We start from the raw sequence: 24,780 nt of genomic DNA on the forward strand, positions 1-24,780 counted from the left end.
AGTCCGGGGCGCGCGCGGGAGGTCGTGACCAGACCCTGCAGCGCGGGCGTCGACCACCAGGACCCGCTGTGGGGGGGCCGCCGGATCGGCCGGACGCCCGTGCGCCCGGCGCTCCTCCTCCACCGTCTCCCGCCGCCAGCTCCGCAGGTCGTCGGCGGCACCGGTGAGGCGCGGCGGCTCGGTCGGGTACCGGCCGGTCCACTGCACGTGGGCCTGGTCGTCCACGGCGAGCGGCGAGGACCACCACCGCCAGGCCGGGGACGCCACCGCGGCCGCCGCCGTCGGGCGCAGCGCCCGGACGACGTCCGGGTCGGTGAGCAGGACGTCCTCCTCGTCGGGTTCCTGCCAGTATCGGGCGTGCGCAACCGCATCGGCGAGGCACGCGAGCAGGCGGTCCTCGGTGACGTCCGAGCGGGCGGCGCTCGAACTCGCGAGCGCGTCCAGGAGGCGTCGCCGTGCCGCCTCATCGCTGGGGGAGTGGGCCGCGCGGAGGAGTGCCGCCGCGACGTCCGGATCTTCGCATGCGATCTCGGCGCAGAACCGGCGGCCACGCGGGCCGGCCAACACCGCGTCCACCTCGTCCACCGGGGCGACGGTAGTGGTGATCCGCGCCTGCCGGTGGTCTCGACGTCCACGTGCGGGATGGACCGGCCGGAGTGGAAGTACCAGATGTAGGTGTCCGTGTGGGCTAGTACTCCAGCCGGCCTTCGTGATCTTGCCGGTCCCAGGGGTGCTGGGAACGTCGCGCGGCCACCGGGGCAAGGGTCGGACCGGCACCACAGCCAGAGGCGTGGCACCCGGCAGGGGCGTTCTCGTCGGAACCGGCCGGGGCCCGCGTCGGGGACGGCCGCCCGCGCAACCACGAACCAGCGCCGAGCCGCCCCCTTTCGCAGGTGAACGGAACACCAGAGCTGTCCATGCAAGATCGAACAACCCTGGTGTTCCGCTCACCCGCAAAACTGGGACCTGCCCGGCAAGCATGATCCGAACTTTCGGTCGTCCATGGTCGTGATCGCAACCATGTGCACCCCGATACTGCCGATCATTGGGCGGGAAGATCGCGAGTATCGGTTGTGCGCCACGAGGCGCTGTTGGTTCGGATGGAGGTGGGAGACCTTCGTGGCCCTGTCGTCGTAGCGGTGGGGTGAAGCTGGCGGCAGCCTGATCCGGGGATCGCCGGGGAGGGTGGGAGCAGCCGCGACAAAGTCGGGACGGCTCAGGACTGCCGGATGGGCCGGGCCCGGTGAGCGAGACGAGAAGGTATACGAGAGAAACCAGCGCTATTACGCCTCTTGACTCGCGGCCAGCTCGAAATCCGGTGGATATGGGCTGGGGTGCGGCGCGTACTCGGCTGCCGGTCGTGTCCCGGCGGGTGAGGAACTCCCGGCTGGTATGGCCGTGCCGGGTCCGGGAGGCCATGGTGAATGTCTACGGCGTAGCCGTGGCGATGCCGCAGGGGTACAGCTGGGTGCCTCACTCGTCGACCGAGCAACAGTGAACGTGGGAACCATCCGTGCGACGTTCCAGCAGGGTGCGCCGGCCAGGCGTGACGACCGCTGGATAGGTGCGATGCCGACCGAAGGGCCGGGTGGGGCGGAGCCGCCGTAGTACTCCGGGCCGGGGAAAGCCCGGCACACGGGGAAGGGCGGCAGCGTGTCGGGCGAGGATGCTGACTGCAAGGGACGGAGATACACCGGTGAATACTGGTGTCGTGGCTTGGCCGGATGTGGATTCGGCCGGGTTGGCGGTACGGAGGATGCAGCGCAAGTTGCACCGTTGGGCGAGCGAGGACCCGGCTCGCCGGTTTGATGATCTGTTCAACCTGGTCTATGATCCGGCGTTCCTGGTCGATGCGTTCACGCGTGTTGCCGGAAACAAGGGGGCGAAGACCGCGGGGGTCGACGGGCTGACGGTGGCCGCGGTCGATACCCGCATCGGAGTGGACGTGTTCCTGGGTCAGATCCGGGACTCACTCAAGACGCGTGAGTACCGGCCGTGTCCGGTCCGGCAGGTGATGATCCCCAAGGGCGGCGGCAAGCTGCGCCGGCTGGGGATCCCCACGGTGGCCGACCGGGTGGTCCAGGCCGTCGTCAAGGCGGTGCTCGAACCCATCTTCGAGGCGGACTTCCTGCCGTGCTCGTATGGGTTCCGCCCGAACCGGCGCGCTCAGGACGCGATCGCCGAGATCCACCACTTCACCTCCGCACCCATCAACTACGAGTGGGTGCTGGAGGCCGACATCGCCGCGTGTTTCGATGAGATCGACCACGTCGCGGTGATGGACCGGCTGCGGCGGCGGATCAAGGACAAGCGGCTGGCGAATCTGGTGAAGGCGTTCCTGAAATCCGGGATCTTCACCGATCTCGGGGATCGGGAGGAATCACCGACCGGCACCCCGCAGGGTGGGATCCTCTCGCCGCTGCTGGCGAACATCGCACTCTCAGTGTTGGATGAACACTTCACCCAACACTGGGACCCGGCCACCGGGGCGATGGGCACCCCGGCACGGCGGGCCGCGCGGAAACGTAACGGCAAGGGGAACTGGCGTTTGATCCGGTATGCCGACGACTTCGTGTTGCTGGTCTCCGGGGACCGTCACCACGCCGAAGCGCTCCGGGTCGAGGTGGCGGCCGTGCTCGCCCCACTGGGGCTACGGCTTGCCGAGGAGAAAACCCGGGCGGTGCACATCGACGAGGGCTTCGACTTCCTCGGTTTCCACATCCGGCGGATGCGGAAACGTGGAACGCAGAAGCGCTACGTCTACACCACACCCTCCCGCAAATCAACACAGAAGGTGCGGGACCGGGTGCGAGAGAAAACGAACAAGTCAAACCTGAACACCGACCTGGACGAGCTGCTCTCCGGGCTCAACCAGACGGTGCGAGGGTGGGCGAACTACTTCCGGCACGGGGTGTCCAAAGCGACCTTCAGCGCGGTCGACCACCACACCTGGTGGCGACTGGTCGGGTGGATCCGCCGCAAACACCCCAAGATCAGCTGGAAGGAGATCCGCCGCCGCTTCTGCGATCATGGCTGGCGGATCGCCCACAACGGGGTGGTGTTCACCGGCGCTTCCAGCGTCGCCGTGACCCGCTACCGCTACCGCGGAGCGAACATACCAACCCCGTGGACCCCAGCCCTCACAGGCTGAGCAACGGCCACGACATGCGGAGAGCCGGATGCGGTGAGAGCCGCACGTCCGGTTCGGCGGGCGGGCACGGGAAACGGACCCGGGGCAACCCGGGCACCGCGCCCGTGTCCGACCCAACGTCCATCGCTGCCGCCACGACCATGGACAACCGATATCGCGGATCATGCGCGGGACCACCACCGAACGGCCCCGGCCACCGCCGACACCCGTGGTCACGAAATCCGGCCCCAGCAAGCTAGGACGGGCGCGAGCCGTCCGGTGTGGACGGCGAGCCGTTGAGCAGGTACTCCCAGTACTTGGTGGCGCTCGACAGGTGCTTGTCGAGCCGGCGCACGGCGGCTTCCTCGTCGCGGTCCACGAGGGCGTCGAGGATCTGCTGGTGCTCCGCGAGGGACTGTCGGCAGCGGGCCGGATCACTGAAGTAGAAGACCCGCCGCCGCTTGGTCATGAGGAAGAAGAGGTCGACCAGGCTCAGTAGCACGCTGTTCTGCGCGGCGCGCACGATCCCGCAGTGGAAGGCGCGATCCAGCTCGGCGATCCGGGCCGGATCGGTGAGGGCGTCGGTCCACTCGGCGAGGCAGCCGCGCAGCGTCTCGAGGTTCTCCTCCGTGTGCCGGCGGCTCGCGAGCCGGATGGCCTCGACCTCCTGGATGCGCCGGACCTCGACGATCTCGCCCACCAGGTCGCCGGACAGCGGGACGCCGATCTCGGCGAACAGCCGCAGCGCTTCGATGCTCGCCGATTCGGTCGTCATGTAGATCCCCGACTTCGGCCTGCGCTCGATCAGGCGCAAGGCCTCCAGCACCGACAGCGCCTCGCGTACCTGCGGTCGGCTGACGCCGAAGCGCTCGGCGAGCTCTCGTTCCGACGGCGCCCGCTCGTTGGGACCGTAGCCCCGCGAGAGCAGGAACGGGACGATCTCAGCCACCAGCAGCTGCTGTTCCTTCATGGTCCCGTCTCCGATCAGCCCACGGTCTTCCAATCTGGTCAGTCCAGATGTTAGCGTCGGTGACACGAACCGGAGTTGAACGGCGGCGGGGTGGGGGCGGCCGCCGGGCCGCGCACCGCCGCCCGGCGCGTGCGGCGCATGCCGGTGCCCTCGTCCCGTGCCCTGCCGCTCAGCTCCCCTGGACCTGCTCCAGATCGAGAGGTGCCCGATGTCCGCCGTACTCGACCCTTCCGTGCTGGACGCGCTGAGGGGTTACGACTCGCCGACGCTGTCCAATGCCATCGAGCTGTTCGACGTGCGCCCCCGGGACGAGGGGTACATGCGCCACGACGTGCGGTGCATGTTCCCGGACCTGCCGAGGATCGTCGGGTACGCGGCCACCGCGACCATGCGCGCCCGCGGTACCGGTGGGGGCTACGACCCCGACGCCCTGACCACGCACGTGCAGGCTGTGCCGGGGCCGCGGATCGTGGTGGTCCAGGACCTCGACGACGAGCCGGCCCACGGAGCGTTGTGGGGCGAGGTGATGGCCACGATGTTCACGCGGCTCGAATGCCTGGGCGCCGTCACCGACGGGTCGGTCCGCGACCTGGACGAGGCCCGGGAGATGGGCTTCCACTTCTTCGCCCGCGCCGTGAGCGTCTCCCACGGCTACGCCCGGGTGGAGGGTGCGGGCGAGCCGGTGACGGTCGGCGGGCTCAGGGTCGACCCCGGCGACCTGCTGCACGCGGACAAGCACGGCGTGCTGCAGATCCCGGCCGAGATCGCGGCGGAGCTGCCGGCGGCGGCCGACCGCGTGATGGCCGCCGAGCAGGAGTTCATCGGCTGGGTCTCCTCGCCCGAGTTCGACCCCGCCCAGCTCCCGCAGCGGCGGAACAAGATGAAGGACGCGTTCACGCGCTGACGCAGGCGCAGGTCGTTGCAGTGGTCGCCCTCGAGCCGTAGGAGTCTCGCGAATGACCAAACCGGTGGACGAACGGCACCGCCGCGCGCCGCTCGTCGAGGAGCAGGTACCTCCGCCGCCCAAGGAGAAGCCGCCCTGGCCGTCGCGCCTCCCACCGCTGGTGAACTGGCCGGTGATCTTCGCGATCCCGTTCGTCCTGACCGCCCTGCTCGTGGTCGTGTACCCCGTGGTCTACGGGTTCTGGATGGGCGCGGACCCGGATCTCTACGAGGATCTGTTCACCGACGACATGTACCTGCGCACGGTGGTGAACACGATCATCTTCGTGGGGTTCGGGGTCAACCTGAAGCTCGTGCTGGCCCTGCTGCTGTCCGGGTTCTTCGCGGTGGGCACCTGGTGGATCCGCGGGCTGCTCGCGGTCAGCCTCCTGCCGTGGGCGATCCCGTCGGTGCCGGCCCTGCTGTCGATCCACTGGATGCTCAACCCGCAGTGGGGGATGTTGGGCACGTTGCTCGGTTCGGTGGGGATCGCGAACCCCGACTGGCTGATCGACTCCACCTGGGGGATGACGGCCGCCATCGGCGCGCACATCTGGAAATGGCTGCCGTTCTGGACGCTGATCATGCTGGCCGCCCGCATGGCGATTCCGCAGGACGTCTACGAGGCGGCGGCGGTGGACGGCGCCACCGGGCTGCGGCGGTTCTACTGGGTGACGTTCCCGATGCTCAGCAACGTGTTCCTCACCAGCGCGCTGCTGTCGTCGATCTGGACGCTCTCGGACTACAACAGCATCCACTTCATCACCGGCGGCGGCCCGGCCGACACGACGCACGTGCTGGCCACCCTCGGGATCCGCTTCGCCTTCGACGTCGGCGACGTCGACCAGGGCATCGCGGTCGCGCTCACGGCCCTGCCGGTGATCATCCCGCTGATCATCGTGCTGGTGCGCCGGCTCGGACGGGAGGGGTTCTGAGATGGCCGCGACGGTGATGGGCTCCCCGGCCGCGCGGGTCCGACGGGGCGTCGGGCTCGGGGTGGTGGCGGTCGTCCTGCTGGTCTGGACGCTGCTGCCCGTCTACCACATGGTGATGATGTCGCTCAGTCCCGACGGGGAGGTGTTCGAGCGGCAGCTGTGGCCGGAGAACCCGACGCTCTCCAATTTCTGGACGGTCCTCACCGCCGGCGACTTCTTCATCGAGAACTTCTGGCGGCAGCTGTGGAACAGCATCTTCGTCGCCGCTCTCACGACCCTGCTGGTGCTCACGATCGGTTCGTCGGCGAGTTTCGCGATCGCGCGGCTGCGGCCCCGGTGGGGCAACGCCCTGTCCAACGCGGCACTCGCGACGTACGTCATCCCGACGAGCTTCCTCGCCATTCCGCTCTACCGGGCGATGGCGAACTACAGCCTCCTGGACACGTCGTGGGCGCTGATCTTCTCGATGACGGCGTTCGCCTCGCCGTACGCGATGTGGGTCTTCACCCAGTACGCGAAATCCGGCATCCCCCTCGAGCTCGACGAGTCCGCGCGGGTCGACGGGGCCACGAACTGGCAGATCTACGTGCGGATCTACCTACCGCTGATGAGGCCGGTGCTCGTCGCGATCGGTACCTATGCGTTGCTCAGCTCGTGGAACGAGTACCTGCTCGCGTTCCTGCTGCTGAACTCGGCGGAGAACATGACACTGCCGGTGGCGCTCGGGTCGTTCCTGAACACCGACCAGGTCCCGTGGAACCTGCTGATGGCGACGTCGCTGATCTACGCGATTCCACCGGTGATCATCTACTACGTCTTCCGGAAGAACGTCTCGAGCGGCATGACCGCGGGCGGGGTGAAGACGTGACCGACTCGAACCGGTACCTCGACAACGACGTGGAGGAACAGCGATGACAAGAACGAACACGCGGTCGTCCATCGGACGACGCGACTTCCTGCGCGGGGCGGGACTGCTCGCGGCCGGGGCCACGGCCGTCCCGTTGCTCGGCGCGTGCGGCGGGTCCGGCGCCGGCCGGAGCGACGCCCTCGTCGTGTGGTGGAACCAGGGCTTCTACCCCGCCCAGGACGACGCCGTGCGCGCGGTGGCCCAGGCGTGGTCGCAGCAGGCGGGCATGCCGGTCGACCTCCAGTTCTACGGCACCAACGACATGCCGCAGAAGGAGCAGAGCGCGGTGGCCGCGGGCAGTACGCCCGACGTGCTGTTCGCCGAGATCAACCAGTCGGCCAAGCACGCCTACGAGGGCCTGCTGGCCGACGTCTCCGGCGTGGTCGAGCCGATGCAGATCACCGAGGGCGCGCGCCGGTCTGCGCGGCTCTACAACGGCGAGGCCGAGGCGGCCTCCTACTACACGGTGCCGCTGTGGCAGTTCACCGTGTCGCTGTTCCACTGGCGCAGCATGCTCGCCGACATCGGCATGGACCACGACCAGGCGCCGCGGGACTGGGACGGGTACTGGGGTTTCTGGAAGCAGGCCCAGGACACCTACCGCGGCCGCGGGAACAACGACGTGTTCGCGGTCGGGTGGCCGATGGGGTCGGGCGCGGGCGACACCAACTACGACACCCAGCAGGTGCTGCGCGCGTACGGCGTCGAGCTGCTCGACGAGCAGAACAACCTCGTCACCACCGACGAGGTCCGCCGCGGCATCACCGACGCGCTCACCTGGATCGTCGACCTCTACAAGCAGGGCTACTCGCCCGGCGACAGCCTCAACTGGCAGGACAGCAGCAACAACACCTACTTCCTCAACCGGTCCGTGCTCTGCACCCCCAACGGCTCGCTCTCCATGCCGGGTGCGGTCAAGGAGGAGGACCCGGAGAAGTGGAAGGACATCGTCACCACCGGCTTCCCGGACCGGGCCATCGGCGGTCCGAGCCCCTCGATCACGCTGCTGCACAGCGCCGCGGTGTTCGAGGCGAACGAGAAGAAGGACCAGGCGATGGACTTCCTCTCGTTCTTCACGCGGCCCGAGAACGTGGTCCAGGTCCTCAAGGGTTCGCAGGGTCGCTGGGCCCCGGTGCAGACCTCGTTGTTCGAGGACCCGTACTTCGCCCAGACCGACGACCCGAACGTGAAGGCCGCGATCGATCAGCTGAGCGGGGAGACGGTGCCGTCCTGGGCGACCTTGAGCCCGGCCTACAGCCAGTCCGAGCGGATCCAGGTGTGGGGCAACGCGATCGGCCGGGTGGCCCTGCAGGGGGCGTCGCCGCAGGAAGGTGCCGACTGGGCACTGGAGCAGATCCAGGAGCAGTTCGAGCAGTTCGAGGTGGGCTGATGGCGCGCCGACCGACGACGGAGGGGACCCGACCGTGAAGATCGCAGCCGTTCGCTGCGTGGAGTACAGCGGCACGCTCGACCACGAGGGCGCGTTCTGGGAGGAGCGCCTGATCCGCCCGGTCGACATCTACCCCCAGTTCAAGGCGGAGGGCCCCTGGTTCCTGCCGCCGGGAGGCCCCGGCTCGTACCGGATGACGTCGGTGTTCGTGCACATCGAGACCGACGAGGGCGTCAACGGGACGGCGGGGCCGATCACCCGGGAACAGGCCCACCTCATCGAGACCGGCTTCGCCCCGCTGCTGATCGGCCAGAACCCGTTGGCGACGGAGTACCTGTGGGACGTCATGTACCGCTACGCGGTGCACGGGCGCAAGGGCGTCGAGATGATGGCGATCAGCGCGCTCGACTGCGCCCTGTGGGATCTCAAGGGCCGCCACCTCGGCGTCCCGGTGTACGTGCTGCTCGGCGGCCCGACGCGGGAGGAGATCCCGGCCTACGCCTCGGCCCTTGGCTACTCGCTCGAGCTGGACTCCGCGCGCGAGCGGGTCGCCGAGATCGTGGGGCAGGGGTTCGGCGCCACCAAGTGGTTCCCCCGGCACGGGCCGGTCGACGGCAAGGCCGGGATCGAGGCGAACGTCGCGCTGGTCGCGGCGCTGCGCGAGACCGTCGGCGCGGACGTCGACATCATGGTCGACGCCTGGATGTCCTGGGACGTGCCCTACGCCTTGGCGATGGCCGACCGGCTCGCGGAGTTCGCGCCGCGGTGGATCGAGGAGCCGGTCATGCCGGACAAGCCGCAGTCCTACGCCGAGATCACGCGTCGCATGCGCAACGGGATCCTGGTGTCCGGCGCGGAGCACGAGTACACCCGCTGGGGTCTGCAGCAGCTCATGGCGGCCCGGGCGATGCACCTCTACCAGCCCGACACGTACTGGGCGGGCGGCATCAGCGAGATGCTCAAGATCGCCGCGCTGGCGAGCGCGTACGACGTGCAGCTCATCCCGCACGGGCACTCGGTGCCGGCCAACACCCACTTCAGCTTCGCCCAGCCGGCGACGCTCACGCCGATGGTCGAGTACCTGCTGAAGTGGAACACGATCCACCAGTGGTTCCTCGCCCACCCGGTCCACCCCGTGGACGGGAAGGTCACGCCGCCGACCCGGCCGGGGCTGGGTATGGACCTGGACGAGGACAAGATCGAGTCGCGGCGCGAGCTGACCTTCGCGTGACGGTCTCCCCGCCGCGAGGGGTTGACAGGAATGGTCGGGAGGGTAGATTAAGTAGGTAGACAAAACAAATCCGGAATGCCGCCGGATTTCGTCGGGCGGGGCATCCGCCGGCGGTCCCGCCGCTGCGGCACCCGAGCTCCCCCGTCCCCATTCGCACACGGCTTCGCGCAGGTCACGGCGGACCTGCTGGAGCAGACCGCGGCGGACACCCGCCCCGTCCGGACGGACCGCCCGGACGTCGGGGCGAGCGACCCGTGACGCCATCGCCGACAACCGTCCACGAACAGCAGGGAGAGATCATGGGGAAGTCACTGCGTGAGCTGTGGGATGGCTCCGAGGCGACGATCGGGGGCTGGTGCTCGATCCCGAGCTCGTTCTCGGCGGAGATGATGGGCCGCTGCGGCTTCGACTGGGTGTGCATCGACACCCAGCACGGCGTGATCGGCTACGACGAGATGATGCCGATGCTGCAGGCGCTGTCGATCACGCAGACGCCCGCGTTCGTGCGGGTGCCGTGGAACCAGCCCGACCACATCATGAAGGCGCTCGACGCCGGCGCGCAGGGCGTCATCGTGCCGATGGTGAGCAGCGAGGAGGACGCGCGCGCGGCCGTCGCGGCCGCGAAGTACCCGCCGATGGGGATGCGCAGCTGGGGCCCGATCCGGGCGGCGCTGGACGTGCCGGAGTACACCCCCGAGTCGGCCAACCGGCGCACGATCGTCGCCGTCATGATCGAGACGCCGGGCGGGGTGGAGAACCTGGACGCGATCCTGGCCGTGCCGGGGGTCGACGCCGTGTACGTCGGGCCGTCGGACCTCGCGCTCGGGCACGGCATGACCCCGACTCTGAACGTCAGCGACCCGGAGCACGAGAAGCTGATCGACACGATCATCGAGGCCTGCCGCAAGCACGGGAAGGTCGCCGGCATCCACTGCGACAGCGCCGAGACCGTGCGCCGGTGGCACGCCCGCGGCTACGGGATGTTCACCGTCGGGTCCGACGCCGCGCTGATGCGTTCGGCGGCAACGGCCGTGATCTCCCAGGCGTTCGAGGGCGGCAGGGAGGTCAAGGTCTCGACGACGGGGCAGTACGCATGAGCAGGGTGTTCGTCTCGCAGGAGATCGTCGAGGATGCCCTGGAGGAGTTCCACGGCACGGGGATCACGGTGGACCTGCGCCGCGACCACCCCCCGCTGCCCGCTGCCGAGCTCCGTGCAGCGGTCGCCGGCTACGACGGCCTGATCTGCCTGCTCACCGACCGCATCGACGAGGAGCTCCTGGCCGCGAACCCGCAGCTGCGGGTGGTGGCGAACGTCGCGGTCGGCTACGACAACATCGACGTGGCCGCGGCCACGCGCGCCGGGGTGGCGGTCACGAACACCCCGCGGGTGCTCACCGACGCCACCGCCGACCTCGCGTTCACGCTCCTGCTGTCCACCGCCCGGCGCGTGCCGGAGGGCGATGCGTTCCTGCGGGCCGGGCAGTACACGCACTGGCGGATCAACCAGGAGCAGCTGGGCGTGGACGTCTTCGGCGCCACGCTCGGGCTGTTCGGGCTCGGCCAGATCGGGCGGGCGGTGGCGCGGCGCGCCCGCGGCTTCGACATGACCGTGCTCTACCACGACGTGGCGCGGCTGCCGGAGCAGGACGAGCGCGAGCTCGGGGTCACCTACGTGGAGTTCGACGAGCTCCTCGCGCGCAGCGACTTCGTGTCGCTGCACGCGCCGCTGCTCGACTCCACGCGGCACCGGTTCGACGCCGCCGCGTTCGCGGCGATGAAGCCCACCGCGATGCTGATCAACACCGCGCGCGGGCCCCTCGTCGACGAGGCGGCGCTGGCCGCCGCGCTGCGCGACGGCGTCATCGCCGGGGCCGGGCTCGACGTCTACGAGCGCGAGCCCGAGGTGGAGGCCCAGCTGCTCGAGCTGCGCGAGCGGGTCGTGCTGCTGCCGCACCTGGGCAGCGCCACGGGCACCACCCGCCGGGAGATGTGCCGGATGGCGGCCCGCAACGTCCGGGACGCGCTCTCCGGCGAGCGCCCGGAGAACCTCGTGAACGTCGAGGTGGCCGACCGGCTGGTCGCCGCGGCGAAGTCCGGGCCGTGAAGGTCCGGGAGGCCGTCGCGGAGATCCTCACCCGCGAGGGCGTCGAGGTCCTGATCGGCTATCCGGTCAACGACATCATCGAGCAGGCGGCGGTCGCCGGGATCCGGCCGGTCGTCGTCCGCCAGGAGCGCACCGGCCTGCACATGGCCGACGCGATGTCGCGGGTCACCAGCGGCGACCGCGTCGGCGTGTTCGCGATGCAGCACGGGCCCGGCACCGAGAACGCCTACGGCGGTATCGCGCAGGCGTACTCGGAGTCGGTGCCGATCCTCGTGCTGCCCGCGGGCTACCCGCGGCGGCTGGCCCACGTCGAGCCGAACTACCACGCCTCCCGGCAGATGGCGACGGTCACCAAGTCGGCCGAGCCGATCGTCAGCGCGGCCGAGGTGCGCAACGTGCTGCGGCGGGCGTTCACCCGGCTGCGCAACGGCCGCGGCGGGCCGGTGCTGGTCGAGATCCCGATCGACCTGTGGGAGGAGGAGGTTCCCGAGCCGCTCGGCTATACGCCGGCGCTGCGCGCGCGGTACGGGCCGGACCCGGCCGCGGTGCGGCGGGCCGCCCGGCTGCTCGCGGAGGCCGAGCGCCCAGTGGTCTACGCAGGGCAGGGCGTGCACTACGCCAAGGCCTGGGACCAGCTGCGCGAGCTCGCCGAGCTGCTCGCGGCCCCGGTGACCACCAGTCTGGAGGGCAAGAGCGCCTTCCCCGAGGACCACCCGCTGGCGCTGGGCTCGGGCGGCCTGGCGATCCCGAAGGCGGTGCGGCGGTTCCTCGACGCGTCCGACGTGATCTTCGGGGTGGGGTGCAGCTTCACCGAGACGTCGTTCGGCACGCAGCTGCCGCTCGACAAGCGGGTGGTGCACGCGACGCTCGACCCGATGCACCTGGGCAAGGACCTCCCCGTCGAGATCGGGCTGATCGGGGACGCCGGGCTCACGCTCGACGCGCTGCTCTACGAGCTGCGCCGGCTGGTCGGCTCGGCCCGCGACGCGGCACCGGTCGAGGCCGAGATCGCCCGCGTCCGCGAGGAGTGGCTCGCCGAGTGGATGCCCCGGCTGACCTCGGACGAGACGCCGCTGTCGCCGTACCGGGTGCTGTGGGACCTGCAGCAGACGGTCGACGTCGCCGGCACGATCATCACCCACGACGCGGGCAGCCCGCGCGACCAGCTCTCGCCGTTCTGGACCACCACCCGGCCGCTGACCTACCTCGGCTGGGGCAAGACCACCCAGCTCGGCTACGGGCTGGGCCTGGCGATGGGGGCGAAGCTGGCCCGCCCGGACATGCTGTGCGTCAACGTCTGGGGCGATGCGGCGATCGGGTTCACCGGGATGGACTTCGAGACCGCGGTGCGCGAGCGGATCCCGATCCTGTCGGTGCTGCTCAACAACCACAGCATGGCGATCGAGCTATCGCGGATGCCAGTGTCCACCGAGCGCTACCGGTCCACCGACATCTCCGGCGACTACGCCGCCTTCGCCGAGGCGCTGGGCGGGTACGGCGAACGGATCACCGAGCCGGGCGACATCGTCCCGGCGATCAAGCGGGGCATCGCGGCGACCGAGGCCGGCCGACCCGCCCTGCTCGAGTTCATGACCAGCAAGGAGACCTCGGTCTCCCGATACCCCAGGGGGTCGTCGTGACCACATCGGACAAGGTGGAGCTCGCCGTCATCGGGCGGCAGCGCCCCGCCGTGATCGAGGCGCTCAGCGCCGAGTTCACGCTGCACGAGGTCTCGCTCGACGACGTCGCGGGCTCGTTGGGCCCGGCCGCGGAACGGATCCGCGGCGCGCTGTCCAACCCGATGATCGGGCTCTCGGCGGCGACGATGGACGCGCTGCCGAAGCTGGAGATCACGACGCTGTTCGGGGTCGGGCTCGAGCGCACCGACCTCGTCGCCGCCCGCGAGCGCGGGATCGTCGTCACCACCACGCCGGTGCTCTACGAGGACGTCGCCGACACCGCGGTGGTGCTGGCGATGGACGTCGCCCGCAAGATCACCTCGGGTGACCGGTGGGTGCGGGCAGGCAAGTGGGCGGCAGGCGGCCAGGCCGCGTCGGGCAAGCGGTTCTCCGGCAAGCGGGCCGGGATCCTCGGCATGGGCCGGATCGGGCGGATGCTCGCCAAGCGGCTCGAGGCGTTCGACATGGAGATCGCCTACTACGACCCGCGCCCGGCTCCGGACGTCGACTACACGCTCCACCCGACGAGCGTCGAGCTCGCGCGCGAGTCGGACTTCCTGTTCCTGTGCGCGGCAGGCGGGCCGGGCGTGGGCCACGTCGTCGACGCCGACACGCTCGCCGCGCTCGGGCCGGAAGGGATCTTCGTCAACGTCGCCCGCGGCTGGCTCGTCGACGAGGCCGCGCTGGTCGACGTGGTGACGACCGGCACGATCGCGGGCGCCGGGCTCGACGTGTTCTCCGACGAGCCGAACGTGCCGGCGGCTCTGGTCGAGTCCGAGAACGTCGTGCTGCTCCCGCACATCGCGAGCAACACCTTCGAGACCCGGGACGACATGGACCGGTGCGTGATCGAGAACATGCGGTCCTGGTTCTCGACGGGCAAGGCCATCACCCCCGTCCCGGCGCCCGTCCAGTGAAGATCACCGGGGTCGAGACGTTCCCGGTCGAGGTCCCGCCGCCGCACAAGGGCGGCAAGGTGTGGCTGTTCCTGCGGCTGGACACCGACACCGGGGTGCGCGGCTACGGCGAGGTCATGATGCTCGCCAGCGCGTTCCGGCCGCGGGCGATGGCCGTGCTGGTCGAGGACCTGGTGGAGACCCACCTGCTCGGCCACGACCCGTACGAGATCGAGCTGCTGTACGACACCCTGTACTCGCGGGCGGGCTACAGCCACTACCCGGAGCAGACCAAGCTCGCCATCATCAGCGCGCTGGAGATGGCGTGCTGGGACATCGTCGGCAAGGACGTGGGGCGGCCGGTGCACCGGCTGCTCGGCGGGGCCGTGCGGGACCGCGTCCGCACCTACACCTACATCTACCCCGCCGACGACGGCGACGTGGACCGCCACGACCTCTGGACGCAGCCGGACCTGGTGGCCGAGCGCGCCGCGCACTACGCCGACCTGGGGTTCACCGGGGTGAAGCTCGACCCGTTCGGCTTCGCTCCCACGCAGGAGCAGGGCCTGGGCCAGGTCGTGCCGGTGCAGTACTCGCTCTCCGCGCTGGACACCGCCGAGGCGGTCATCGCCAAGATCCGGGAAGCCGTCGGCAGCCGCTGCGACATCCTGGTGGGCACGCACGGGCAGATGACCGCGGCGGGCGCGATCCGGCTGGCCCGGCGGCTGGAGCCCTACGACCCGCTCTGGTTCGAGGAGCCGGTGCCGCCGGAGAACATGGCCGAGATGGCGAAGGTGGCGCGCGGCACCCGCATCCCCATCACCACGGGGGAGCGCCTCACCACGAAGTACGACTTCGCCCGGCTCATCGAGCACGAGGCGGCGGCGATCTTCAACCTGGACGTCGGCCAGGTCGGCGGCATCCTGGAGAGCAAGAAGATCGCAGCCATGGCCGAGGCGCACTACCTGCAGATCTCGCCGCACGTCTGGGGCGGGCCGCTGATCGCCGCCGCGTCGGTGCAGCTCGGCCTCTGCTGCCCGAACTTCCTGATCATGGAGTCGATCGAGCGGTTCGGCGGCCTGCACGCCGAGCTGCTCGACGAGCCGATCCAGTGGCGCGACGGCTACGCCCTCGCGCCGGACCGGCCCGGCCTCGGGCACGACCTGAACGAGGACCTGGCTCGCCGACTGGCACCCAAGGAGCACGAATCATGAGCATTCTCGGGACCCGCGTGGCGCGGACCGAGGACCCGAAGCTGCTGACGGCCGGGGGCACCTACATCGACGACCTCCGCGAGCCGCTGCTCGCCGGTGCCGCCCACGTGACGTACGTGCGCAGCCCGATGGCGCACGCGCGCATCACCGCCGTCGACGCCGACGCGGCGCGCAGCACGCCGGGCGTGGTCGCAGTGATCACCGGCACCGACGTCGACCTCGCGCCGCTACCACCGGGCAACGGCATCGGCGACGGGCCGCCCGCGGCGATGACCCGGCCCTACCTCGCCCGCGACGTCGTGCGCTACGTGGGCGAGCCGGTGGCCGCGGTGGTCACCGACGAGCGCTACCAGGGCCAGGACGCCGCCGAGCTGGTGGAGGTGGACTACGACCCGCTGCCCGCGGTGATCGACCTCGACGACGCGCTGCGCGGCGAGACGCTGCTGTTCCCCGAGGCCGGCACGAACGTCACCGGGGCGCAGGGCGCGGCGGCGGACGAGCACCTGTTCGACGACTGCGAGGTCGTGGTCACGCGCACGATCACCAACCAGCGGGTCGCCCCGGCGCCGCTGGAGGTGCGCGGCGCGGCGTGCGCCTGGGGTGATGACGGCCGGCTGACCATGTGGGTGTCCACCCAGAACGTCCAGGCCTGCCGCGACACGCTGCAGGAGGCGCTCGGGCTGGCGGCCGGCCAGGTCCGGGTGATCACCCCGGACGTCGGGGGCGGGTTCGGCGCCAAGATCGGCATCGACCCGGACGCCGCACTGCTCGGCTGGATCTCCCGGCGGATCGGCCGACCGCTGCGGTGGACCGAGAGCCGCAGCGAGAACATGGTCGCGATGACGCACGGCCGCGGCCAGCGCCAGACGGTCACGATCGGCGGCCGCCGCGACGGCACCGTCCTCGCCTACCGCCTGGAGGTGCTGCAGGACGTCGGCGCCTACCCGTGCGACGCGGCGTTCCTGCCCGCGCTCACGATGCTGATGACCAGCGGCCCCTACGCGATCCCGCGGGTGGAGTCGGCCGCGCGTGGCGTGCTGACCACCACCACGCCCATCGCGGCCTACCGCGGCGCCGGGCGCCCGGAGGCCACGGCGGCGATCGAGCGGGCGATGGACCTGTTCGCCGCCGAGGCCGGCGTCGACCCGGCCGAGGTGCGGCGGCGCAACTACGTCCGGCCCGAGCAGTTCCCGTTCACCACGCCGTCCGGCGCCGTCTACGACACCGGCGAGTACGCCGAGGCGCTGGACCGGGTGCTCGAGGCGGCCGGCTACCAGAGGTTGCGCGCAGAGCAGGCCCGCCGACGCGCCGCGGGCGAGATCGTGCAGGTCGGCCTCGGGCTGTCGTCCTACGTGGAGATCACCGCCCCGAACAACGAGGCAGGGGAGTTCGCGCGGGTCGAGGTGCGCACCGACGGATCGGTGCGCGTGCTCACCGGCAGCTCGCCCCACGGCCAGGGGCTGGCGACGTCGTTCGCGATGCTCGTCGCGGACCTGACGGGCGTGCCGTTGGAGAAGATCACCGTGCTGCACGGCGACACCGACCTGGTGCCGACGGGCACCGGCACGATGGGGTCGCGGTCGCTGCAGCTCGGCGGAGCGGCCGTGCACCAGGCCGGCAACGAGGTGGTGGAGCAGGCGCGACGGCTGGCCGCCGACGCGTTGGAGGCGGCCGAGGCCGACCTCGTGCTCGACACCGACCGCGGGGTCTGGCAGGTCCGCGGTACAGCGACGGCCGGCATCGGGTGGGGCGAGCTCGCTCGCGTGGCCGAGGCCGACGGCGGCCTCGCGGCCGACGTCCTGTTCACCGAGGAGCGGCCCACGTTCCCGTTCGGCACGCACCTCGCCGTCGTGGAGGTCGACACCGAGACCGGCCAGGTGCGGTTCGTGCGCCACGTCACCGTCGACGACGCGGGCCCGGTGCTCAACCCGGTCACGTTCGAGGGGCAGCGCCACGGCGGCATCGCGCAGGGCGCGGCGCAGGCGCTGCTGGAGCGGATGGCCTACGACGCCGACGGCAACCCGGTCACGGCGAACCTCGCCGACTACGCGTTCATCACCGCGGCCGAGCTGCCGAGCTTCGAGCTGCTCTCGATGGAGACACCGACCGCGCTCAACCCGCTGGGCGTCAAGGGGGTGGGGGAGGCGGGCACGATCGGGTCCACCCCGGCCGTGCAGAACGCCGTCGTCGACGCCCTCGCCGGTCTCGGCGTGCGGCACCTCGACATGCCGGCGACGCCGGACCGGGTGTGGGCCGCGATCGTGGACGCGAAGGACGGGGAAGGCTGATGGAGATCACGATCCGGGTCAACGGCAAGGAGACCACCGCGGACGTCGAGGACCGCACGCTGCTCGTGCACCACCTGCGCGACCAGCTCGGCCTCACGGGTACCAACGTCGGCTGCGACACCACGTCGTGCGGGGCGTGCACCGTGCTGCTGGACGGCGAGTCGGTCAAGTCGTGCACGGTGCTCGCCGCGCAGGCCGAGGGCGCCGACGTCACGACGATCGAGGGGCTCGCGGCCGAGGACGGCTCGCTGCACCCCGTGCAGCAGGCGTTCTCCGATCACCACGGGCTGCAGTGCGGGTTCTGCACGCCCGGCATGGTGATGGCCTCGGTGTCGCTGCTGCGCGAGGTGCCCGAGCCGACCGAGGACCAGGTCAGGAGCGGGCTGGAGGGCAACCTCTGCCGCTGCACGGGCTACCACAACATCGTGGCGGCCGTGCTCGCCGCGGCCGCCGACGGAGGTGCGCAGTGATCACGGCGCCGTTCACCTACCGCCGGGCAGGCTCGCTCGCCGAGGCACTGGCCCTGCTGACCGAGCACGGTGAGGACGCGAAGCTGCTCGCCGGCGGGCACTCCCTGCTGCCGCTGATGAAGCTGCGGCTCGCCGCCCCCGAGATGCTGGTGGACATCAGCGGGCTGCGCGAGCTGTCCTACGTCCAGGACGAGGGCGACACGATCGCGATCGGCGCGCTCACCCGCCACCGGGAGCTCGAGGCCTCGCCGCTGCTGGCGCGCGAGGCCCCGTTGCTGGCCCACGCGGCGGGCCGGGTCGGAGACCCGCAGGTGCGCCACCGCGGCACGATCGGCGGCTCGCTCGTCCACGGCGACGCGGCCGCCGACCTGCCCGCCGTGGCCCTCGCCATGGACGCGACGCTCGTGGTCACCGGACCGGCGGGCACGCGGGAGATCGCGGCGGGGGAGTTCTTCACCGACCTGTTCCAGACCGCGCTCGGACCGGACGAGCTGCTCACCGAGGTCCGCATCCCCAAACCGGCCGCGTCGGGATGGAGCTTCCAGAAGTTCACCCGCCGGGCGATCGACTGGGCGATCGTCGGGGTGGCGGTGTCCGACGGCACGCGGCCGGGCATCGGCCTGATCAACATGGGGCCGGTCCCGCTGCGCGCCACCGCCGTGGAGCAGGCGCTCGCGGGCGGGGCCTCGATCGCCGACGCCGCGGCGCTCGCGGCCGAGGGCACCCAGCCCCCCGACGAACCCGGCGCGGGTGCGGCCTACCGGACGCACCTCGTGCGCGTGCTGGTGCGGCGCGCGTTGGAGTTGGCCGCCCAGCGGGGAGGTGCGGCGTGAAGCCGGCGGCGACCCGCGAGGTCGGCCGCACCGGGGTCGAGGTCACGACGCTCGGGTTCGGCGGCGGGGCGCTCAAGTTCCCGCGGCCCGCGTACTCCGACGACGACGCCCAGGCCGCCCTCGAGGCGGCGTGGGCGGGCGGGGTGCGCTACTACGACACCGCCCCGTTCTACGGGCGCGGGATCAGCGAGCAGCGCCTGGGCCGCTTCCTCGCCGGCCGGTGTGACGAGCGGTTCGTGCTCTCCACGAAGGTCGGACGCCTGATCCGGCCGGCCCGCGCGGCGCAGCGCCCGGCCGCGCGCACCGGGATCGGCGACCCCGCCACGTGGGAGGTGCACTACGACTACACGCGTGACGGCGTCCTGCGCTCCATCGAGGACTCGATCCAGCGGATGGGCGTCTCCGCGATCGACCTCGTGCTCGTGCACGACCTCGACACCGGCCACCTCGGGCCGCAGGCGCGGATGGACGCCCACACCGACGACCTGCTGCGGTCGGGCTGGGCGGCGCTGCAGGACCTGAAGGCGCAGGGCGTGATCCGCGGTGTCGGGTTCGGGATCAACGAGATCGGGCTGGTGTCGCACTGGCTGGACCGGTTCGACCCGGACCTGTTCCTGGTGGCGGGCCCGTACACGCTGATGGAGCAGGGCGGGCTGGCAGAGCTGGACCGCTGCGCCGAGCGCGGTGCCGGCGTCGTCATCGGCCAGCCGTTCGCCTCGGGGATCCTCGCCACCGGCCCGGCGACGGGTGCGACCTACTACTACCGGGAGGCCGGTGAGCAGGAGCGGGAGCGGGCGCGGCGGTTGCAGGAGGTGTGCGCGTCCTTCGGCGTGCCGCTGGCCGCCGCCGCGCTGCAGTTCCCGCTCGGGCACCCGGCTGTCGCCGCCGTGATCCCCGGGGTGAAGAACGCCGGGGAGGCACGGTCGTGCCTGGAGGCCTTCGGCCACGACGTCCCGGTGCAGCTGTGGACGGCGCTGGAGGAGCAGGGCCTCGTTGCGCGGGACGCTCCGACCCCCGCATGAGGGTGCCACGCCGGTCCGCCTGATCCCCGCGATCGCGGCAGGTCGGACGGAGCTCAGCGGTCGGCGTCCCGGGTCGCTCGGGAGGCCGCGGTCGACGCGGTGCGCAGGCCGGCGAGGAAGGCGTCGACCGCGGCCTCGGCGGCGCCGAGCAGCGGTCCCTGCGCGCCCAGCTCGGCGGGGACCAGGTCGACCGGGCCGTTCGACAGGACCGGGCGGCGGTAGGCGATCGCGGCGCGCAGCTCCGGCTCGGCGTGCTGCAGCAGGTGGGCGAACACGCCGTCGAGGATGATCCGGCCGGGGTTGAACAGCGAGAGCAGGGTGGCGATCCCGGCCGCGATCGCCGGGACCAACGCCGTGACGGCGGCCCTCGCCCCGGGTTCGCCGCGCCCGGATCGGACCAGCAGTTCGGCGAGGGCGGCCTTGCGCCCGTGCCCGTCCGTGACCGTCATCCCGGCATGCCGGAACACGGCGTCGGCGGCGACCTGGGTCTCCCAGCAGCCGTGACCGCCGCAGTAGCAGGGGAGCGTCCCGCCCCCGATCACCATGTGGCCGACCTCGCCCGCGTAGCCCGGGTGCCCGCCCTGCATGAGCCTGCCGTCGAGGATGATGCCGCCGCCGACGCCGAGCCCGGACCCCAAGTGGATCATGTGGTCGTGGTCGCGGCCCGCTCCGCGCAGGTGTTCGGCGAGCGCGGACAGGTTGCTGTCGTTGCCGGTCACCAGGGGCGCGTGCAGGTCGATCCGGCGGCGCAGCTCGTCGACGAGCCGCACGTCCCGCCAGCCCAGGCGCGGCGCGAGCGCGACCGCGCCGTCGGTGGCCCGCACCAGGCCCGGGACGGCCACCCCGATCGCGAGCGGCGGGCGCGCGGCGTCCGCCAGCTGCCTGCGGAGCAGGGCGGCCAGCTGCTCGAGGCTGGGCCGGGGGTCGTCGACCACGTAGTCGTGCGGGATCTCGGTGACGCTGCCGACGCCGCCGCCGAGACCCACCCACGCCGACCGCAGCGTGTCGTCCCCGATCACCACGGCGAGCACCCGCGCCACGTCGCCCCGGGCGGCGACGAGCAGGGAGGGGCGGCCGCGGGGGCGGCCGAACTCGGCGACCTCGTCGGACTCGCTCACCAGCTCGCGTGCGGTCAGCTCGGTCACCAGGTCGCCGACGGCGCTGCGGGTCAGGCCGGTGATCGTCCCGAGCCGGGTCCTGGTGGTGGGTCCCTGCAGGTGCAGGTGGCGCAGCAGCGTCCGCAGGTTGTGCCTGCGCACGCTGTCCGTTCCCCGACCGGTCCCGGACGTCACCGCACACCCCGGCGGACCGAGATCGCCGTTCCCTGCGGCAGCATGCCGGCCATACTGCCGTGCGTTGCGGTGCGGCATCCAGGGCGGGCCCGAGACTGCCCGATCACCGTACGGGCGTCTTGCATGTGATGGTGCAGAGCTCCGATGCGGATCATCGCGAAGCGCAATGCGATCTTCACCGGTCGCGATAACCATCTTGTTCTGACTGTTGACAAATCCCGCCGGCGGCGTATGTTAGGTGCGGAATCATAACAAATTCCGCCATCCGCTCCTTCCTCTGACTCCGTCTCCCGTTCGACGTCGGGCGATGTGTTCAGCCTGCGTCGATCGGCCTCCAGGGGGCCACCATGGAACCGGTTCGCATCGGAATCCTGGGCTGCGGCAAGGTCAGCCACCAATACCTGCCCAATCTGATCCGGAGTCCGGTGACGGACGTGGTCGCGGTCGCGGACATCGACTCCGACGCGGCCGCACACGTCGCTGACCGGTACCGGATCCCCCACGCCGTCACCCCGGACGAGCTCGTCGCCGACCGCTCGATCGCACTCGTCCTCAACCTGACCCCGATTGCGGCACACGTCGGCGTGACGCGTGCGGCACTGGCCGCAGGCAAGCACGTCTACTCGGAGAAACCGCTGGCCACGAGCGCGGCTGAGGCTCAGGAACTGGTCGCGGAGGCCGCCCGGCGCGGGCTCTCCCTCGCCTGCGCCCCCGACACGCTGCTGGGTTCCGGGTTCCAGGCGGGTTGGGCGGCGCTGGCGGCGGGCCGCATCGGTCGCCCCCTGTCCGCGACGGCGGTCATGCTCCGCAGCTCGCTCACCGTCCCCAGCGCCTACTCCGAGGGGCGCACACCGTTCCTCGACATGGCGCCGTACTACCTGAGCGCGTTGGTCAACCTGTTCGGACCCGCCGTCCGGGTGAGCGGGGCAGCGCGGACCTCGACAGCGGGAAAGACGGCGGAGCAACGACCGATGGGGGCCGCGATCTCGGTTTCCGGTGTCGTCGAGTTCGCGAGTGGCGCCGTCGCGAATGTGTCGCTGGTCTGGGGCATCGCCCACCGATCCGAGATCCCCGCCGTCCACGTGTACGGCACGGACGGAGCCATCACACTGCCCAACCCGAACAACTTCGCGGATCCGGCGTACATCCGCCGCTACGGCGAGCGGGATTGGAACGAGCTGCCGGGAAGCGGCCCGACCAACGGCGGCCCGCACAACCAGCGCGGTCTCGGTGTGGCCGAGATGGTCGTCGCGATCCAGGAAGGCCGCATCCCCCGTGCGAGCGCCGAGCTCGCCTGCCACGTGGTGGATCTGGTCGGCGCGCTGGTCCGGTCCGGCGAGCGCGGCGAGCGGGTGGAGCTGACCACCACGTGCACCCCGCCGTCCCCGATCCCGGCCGATGCACGAGAACGCCTGCTCGTCTGAGGCACCACCCGAGGCACCACCCGACCAGGAGGAGAAGAGACATGCAGGTCCGACTCGGATGTGGGCAGATCACGTGGCGCGGCCTCCCCGACGACGCCGCGCTCGACGACATCCGTCGCGCCGGCTACGAGGGCGCGCCCTGGAGCCCGCGCCACGGCGAGAACGCAGAGGAGATCAAGGCCTACTTCGACGGCCGCGGGCTGGATGTCGCGCCCGGATACCTGTGGGGCGACTTCTGGGACGCCGCCCGGCGTGCGGAGAACATCGCTGCGGCGCGGCGGTACGCCGAGCTCTCCAAGGAACTGGGGCTGACCGAGGTCTACGTCTCCGCAGGCGGGTTCGACCGCCCGACCGCGTCGGGCCGGACACGGCGGCAGGCCGTCGGCCACGTCACGGCCGAGGACGCGTTGCCCGAGCCCGAGTTCCGGCAGCTGGCGGACACCTTGCAGGCGGTCGGCGAGGTGATGCTCGGCCTCGGCGTGCGCGCCTGCTACCACAACCACGCCGGAACCTTCGTCGAGACCGAGGACGAGATCGAACGGCTCCTCGCCGCGGTCGACCCCGACGTGGTGTTCCTCGGTCCCGACACCGGTCATCTGGCGTGGGCCGGCGTCGACGTCGTCGAGTTCGCCCGCCGGCACGCGACCCGGATCAAGACGATGCACCTGAAGGACGTCGTCCCGGCCGTGCGCGACGAGGGCGCCGCCGCGGGCTGGGACTACAAGACCTTCGAGGAGCACGGGATCTGGACCGAGATCAACGAGGGTGGGGTCGACTTCACCGGCCTGTTCTCGGTCCTGGACGGCGTCGACTTCGACGGCTGGCTGATCGTCGAGACGGACGTGACGCAGAAGGCCAGTCCGCTGGAGAGCGCCACCGCCAGCCGGAAGAACCTCCGCGAGCTCGGCATCTAGCCGGGCCGCACCGGGGAGAGGAGGGGACGCCGATGCACGGGTTGGTGATCCACGCCGGCGAGGAGGGGGCCCGACTCGGCCTGGCGGACCTCGCGGAGCCGACGCCCGACGACGCGGACCTGCTCGTCGACGGCATCGCGGTGGGCGTCTGCGGCACCGACCGCTCACTCCTCGCACGGGGCCTCCGCGGCGGCGCGCCCGGCGACCGGCTCGTGCTCGGCCACGAGTCGCTCGGGCGCGTTCGCCGGGCCCCGTCCGGCTCCCGGTTCGCACCGGGCGACCTGGTCGCGGGTCTGGTGCGGCGCCCGGACCCGCATCCGTGCCCGAACTGCGCGGTGGGCGAGCTGGACATCTGCCTGAACGGCGACTTCACCGAGCGCGGCATCAAAGGCCGCGACGGCTACGCCGCCGAGCGCTACGTCCTCGCCGACCGCTACGCCGTCGCCGTGAGCCCGCGGCTCGGGCTGGCCGGCGTGCTCGTCGAGCCGGCCAGCATCGTGGCGAAGGCGTGGGAGCGCGTGGACGCCTCGTCGCGGCGGTCCGGGCGGGCGCTCGTCCTCGGTGCCGGGCCGATCGGTCTCCTGGCCGCGCTGCTGGGCGCCCAGCGCGGCTACGAGGTCCACGTCGTCGACCAGGTGGGCGGTGGGCCGAAGGTCCGTCAGGTGAAGGCGCTCGGTGCGGTCTACCACGAGGGCGCCCACGATCTCGGCACCGCGCTCGGCGGCACCGGGCGCGGCGGATTCGACGCCGTCGTCGAGTGCACCGGCGAACTGGTGGCTGCCGCCATCGCTGCGACCGGCCCTGGCGGGGTGCTGTGCCTGGTGGCGGGCGGCCACCGGGGGACCGACCCCACGATGGAGCTCTCCGTCCTCAGCGGACGCCTGACGGGGGGCAACCGCACGATCACCGGCGTGTCCAGCTCCGGCCGCGGGCATTTCGAGGCCGCGCACGCCGCCCTGCTGCACGCCGACCCGGAGTGGCTGCACGGCCTGCTCACGACCACCGTCCCCCTCGAGCGCTACGCCGAGGCCTTCCACGCCGAACCCGACACCATCAAGTCCGTGATCCTCCTGGCGGCGGATCCGGGCCCGGCGGGAAAGGGAAAGTCCTGATCCGGTAAGACGCGGCACACCGGCCGT

The 24,780-nt window shown here is 71.4% G+C and carries 21 protein-coding genes; 19 read left to right on the forward strand and 2 right to left on the reverse strand.

Going from position 1 to position 24,780, the window contains the following annotated elements:
• The first annotated feature begins 24 nt into the window (after window positions 1–24).
• Together FB558_RS20805 and ltrA are read left to right on the forward strand one after the other, a co-directional pair.
• Window positions 25–675 (forward strand): hypothetical protein, encoded by a 651-nt coding sequence (locus tag FB558_RS20805; RefSeq protein ID WP_142055936.1) that lies wholly within the window; start codon window positions 25–27, stop codon window positions 673–675.
• 1,036 nt (window positions 676–1,711) lie between these two features.
• The gene (gene ltrA, locus FB558_RS20810) at window positions 1,712–3,151 is read left to right on the forward strand and encodes a group II intron reverse transcriptase/maturase (protein WP_211366131.1); all 1,440 of its coding nucleotides are present in this window, start codon (window positions 1,712–1,714) and stop codon (window positions 3,149–3,151) included.
• A 235-nt stretch (window positions 3,152–3,386) separates the two neighbouring features.
• Here ltrA and FB558_RS20815 read toward each other — a convergent pair whose 3' ends face one another.
• A complete protein-coding gene (locus FB558_RS20815; protein WP_142055938.1) occupies window positions 3,387–4,100 on the reverse strand; it encodes a FadR/GntR family transcriptional regulator in 714 nt (237 codons plus the stop codon).
• Between the two features lie 208 nt (window positions 4,101–4,308).
• Here FB558_RS20815 and FB558_RS20820 point away from each other — a divergent pair, with 208 nt between their 5' ends.
• From FB558_RS20820 to FB558_RS20885, 14 genes are all read left to right on the forward strand, one after another.
• Entirely contained in the window at window positions 4,309–5,004 is a 696-nt protein-coding gene (locus tag FB558_RS20820; RefSeq protein ID WP_142055940.1) for an RraA family protein, read from the forward strand.
• Window positions 5,005–5,056: 52 nt separating this feature from the next.
• Window positions 5,057–5,977 carry a carbohydrate ABC transporter permease gene (locus FB558_RS20825; protein ID WP_142055942.1) on the forward strand — a complete coding sequence of 307 codons (921 nt, stop codon included), beginning with the start codon at window positions 5,057–5,059 and terminating at the stop codon, window positions 5,975–5,977.
• A 1-nt stretch (window position 5,978) separates the two neighbouring features.
• On the forward strand, window positions 5,979–6,845 hold the full coding sequence (locus FB558_RS20830; RefSeq protein ID WP_211366715.1) for a carbohydrate ABC transporter permease: 867 nt from the start codon (window positions 5,979–5,981) through the stop codon (window positions 6,843–6,845).
• Window positions 6,846–6,888: 43 nt separating this feature from the next.
• Entirely contained in the window at window positions 6,889–8,274 is a 1,386-nt protein-coding gene (locus tag FB558_RS20835; protein WP_142055944.1) for an ABC transporter substrate-binding protein, read from the forward strand.
• 34 nt (window positions 8,275–8,308) lie between these two features.
• The gene (locus FB558_RS20840; protein ID WP_142055946.1) at window positions 8,309–9,505 is read left to right on the forward strand and encodes an enolase C-terminal domain-like protein; all 1,197 of its coding nucleotides are present in this window, start codon (window positions 8,309–8,311) and stop codon (window positions 9,503–9,505) included.
• A 299-nt stretch (window positions 9,506–9,804) separates the two neighbouring features.
• Window positions 9,805–10,602 (forward strand): HpcH/HpaI aldolase family protein, encoded by a 798-nt coding sequence (locus tag FB558_RS20845; protein WP_142055948.1) that lies wholly within the window; start codon window positions 9,805–9,807, stop codon window positions 10,600–10,602.
• Window positions 10,599–11,609 carry a 2-hydroxyacid dehydrogenase gene (locus FB558_RS20850; RefSeq protein ID WP_142055950.1) on the forward strand — a complete coding sequence of 337 codons (1,011 nt, stop codon included), beginning with the start codon at window positions 10,599–10,601 and terminating at the stop codon, window positions 11,607–11,609. The genes FB558_RS20845 and FB558_RS20850 overlap by 4 nt, the downstream gene beginning before the upstream one ends.
• Complete coding sequence (locus FB558_RS20855) at window positions 11,606–13,249, forward strand: thiamine pyrophosphate-requiring protein (protein ID WP_142055952.1); 1,644 nt, start codon at window positions 11,606–11,608, stop codon at window positions 13,247–13,249. The genes FB558_RS20850 and FB558_RS20855 overlap by 4 nt, the downstream gene beginning before the upstream one ends.
• Window positions 13,246–14,205, forward strand: a complete 960-nt coding sequence (locus FB558_RS20860; RefSeq protein WP_211366716.1) for a 2-hydroxyacid dehydrogenase — start codon at window positions 13,246–13,248, stop codon at window positions 14,203–14,205. Before FB558_RS20855 ends, FB558_RS20860 begins: the two co-directional genes overlap by 4 nt.
• Complete coding sequence (locus FB558_RS20865) at window positions 14,202–15,398, forward strand: mandelate racemase/muconate lactonizing enzyme family protein (protein ID WP_142055954.1); 1,197 nt, start codon at window positions 14,202–14,204, stop codon at window positions 15,396–15,398. Before FB558_RS20860 ends, FB558_RS20865 begins: the two co-directional genes overlap by 4 nt.
• A complete protein-coding gene (locus FB558_RS20870; RefSeq protein ID WP_142055956.1) occupies window positions 15,395–17,686 on the forward strand; it encodes a xanthine dehydrogenase family protein molybdopterin-binding subunit in 2,292 nt (763 codons plus the stop codon). The genes FB558_RS20865 and FB558_RS20870 overlap by 4 nt, the downstream gene beginning before the upstream one ends.
• On the forward strand, window positions 17,686–18,156 hold the full coding sequence (locus FB558_RS20875) for a (2Fe-2S)-binding protein (protein ID WP_142055958.1): 471 nt from the start codon (window positions 17,686–17,688) through the stop codon (window positions 18,154–18,156). Before FB558_RS20870 ends, FB558_RS20875 begins: the two co-directional genes overlap by 1 nt.
• Window positions 18,153–18,989, forward strand: a complete 837-nt coding sequence (locus FB558_RS20880) for an FAD binding domain-containing protein (protein ID WP_142055960.1) — start codon at window positions 18,153–18,155, stop codon at window positions 18,987–18,989. Before FB558_RS20875 ends, FB558_RS20880 begins: the two co-directional genes overlap by 4 nt.
• Window positions 18,986–20,011, forward strand: coding sequence for an aldo/keto reductase (locus FB558_RS20885; protein ID WP_142055962.1), 1,026 nt, complete (start codon window positions 18,986–18,988; stop codon window positions 20,009–20,011). Before FB558_RS20880 ends, FB558_RS20885 begins: the two co-directional genes overlap by 4 nt.
• Window positions 20,012–20,064: 53 nt before the next feature.
• Here the strand turns inward: FB558_RS20885 and FB558_RS20890 are convergent, their stop codons facing one another.
• Complete coding sequence (locus tag FB558_RS20890; RefSeq protein ID WP_170231441.1) at window positions 20,065–21,270, reverse strand: ROK family protein; 1,206 nt, start codon at window positions 21,268–21,270, stop codon at window positions 20,065–20,067.
• A gap of 380 nt (window positions 21,271–21,650) precedes the next feature.
• Here FB558_RS20890 and FB558_RS20895 point away from each other — a divergent pair, with 380 nt between their 5' ends.
• From FB558_RS20895 to FB558_RS20905, 3 genes are read left to right on the forward strand one after another with little or no spacing between them, the layout of a single operon-like run.
• Complete coding sequence (locus FB558_RS20895) at window positions 21,651–22,727, forward strand: Gfo/Idh/MocA family protein (RefSeq protein ID WP_142055966.1); 1,077 nt, start codon at window positions 21,651–21,653, stop codon at window positions 22,725–22,727.
• Window positions 22,728–22,768: 41 nt separating this feature from the next.
• Window positions 22,769–23,641 (forward strand): sugar phosphate isomerase/epimerase family protein, encoded by an 873-nt coding sequence (locus tag FB558_RS20900; protein ID WP_142055967.1) that lies wholly within the window; start codon window positions 22,769–22,771, stop codon window positions 23,639–23,641.
• Window positions 23,642–23,673: 32 nt separating this feature from the next.
• Entirely contained in the window at window positions 23,674–24,753 is a 1,080-nt protein-coding gene (locus FB558_RS20905; RefSeq protein WP_142055969.1) for an alcohol dehydrogenase catalytic domain-containing protein, read from the forward strand.
• The last annotated feature ends 27 nt before the right edge of the window (window positions 24,754–24,780 follow it).

Source organism: Pseudonocardia kunmingensis (assembly GCF_006716445.1).
Taxonomy (GTDB): domain Bacteria; phylum Actinomycetota; class Actinomycetes; order Mycobacteriales; family Pseudonocardiaceae; genus Pseudonocardia; species Pseudonocardia kunmingensis.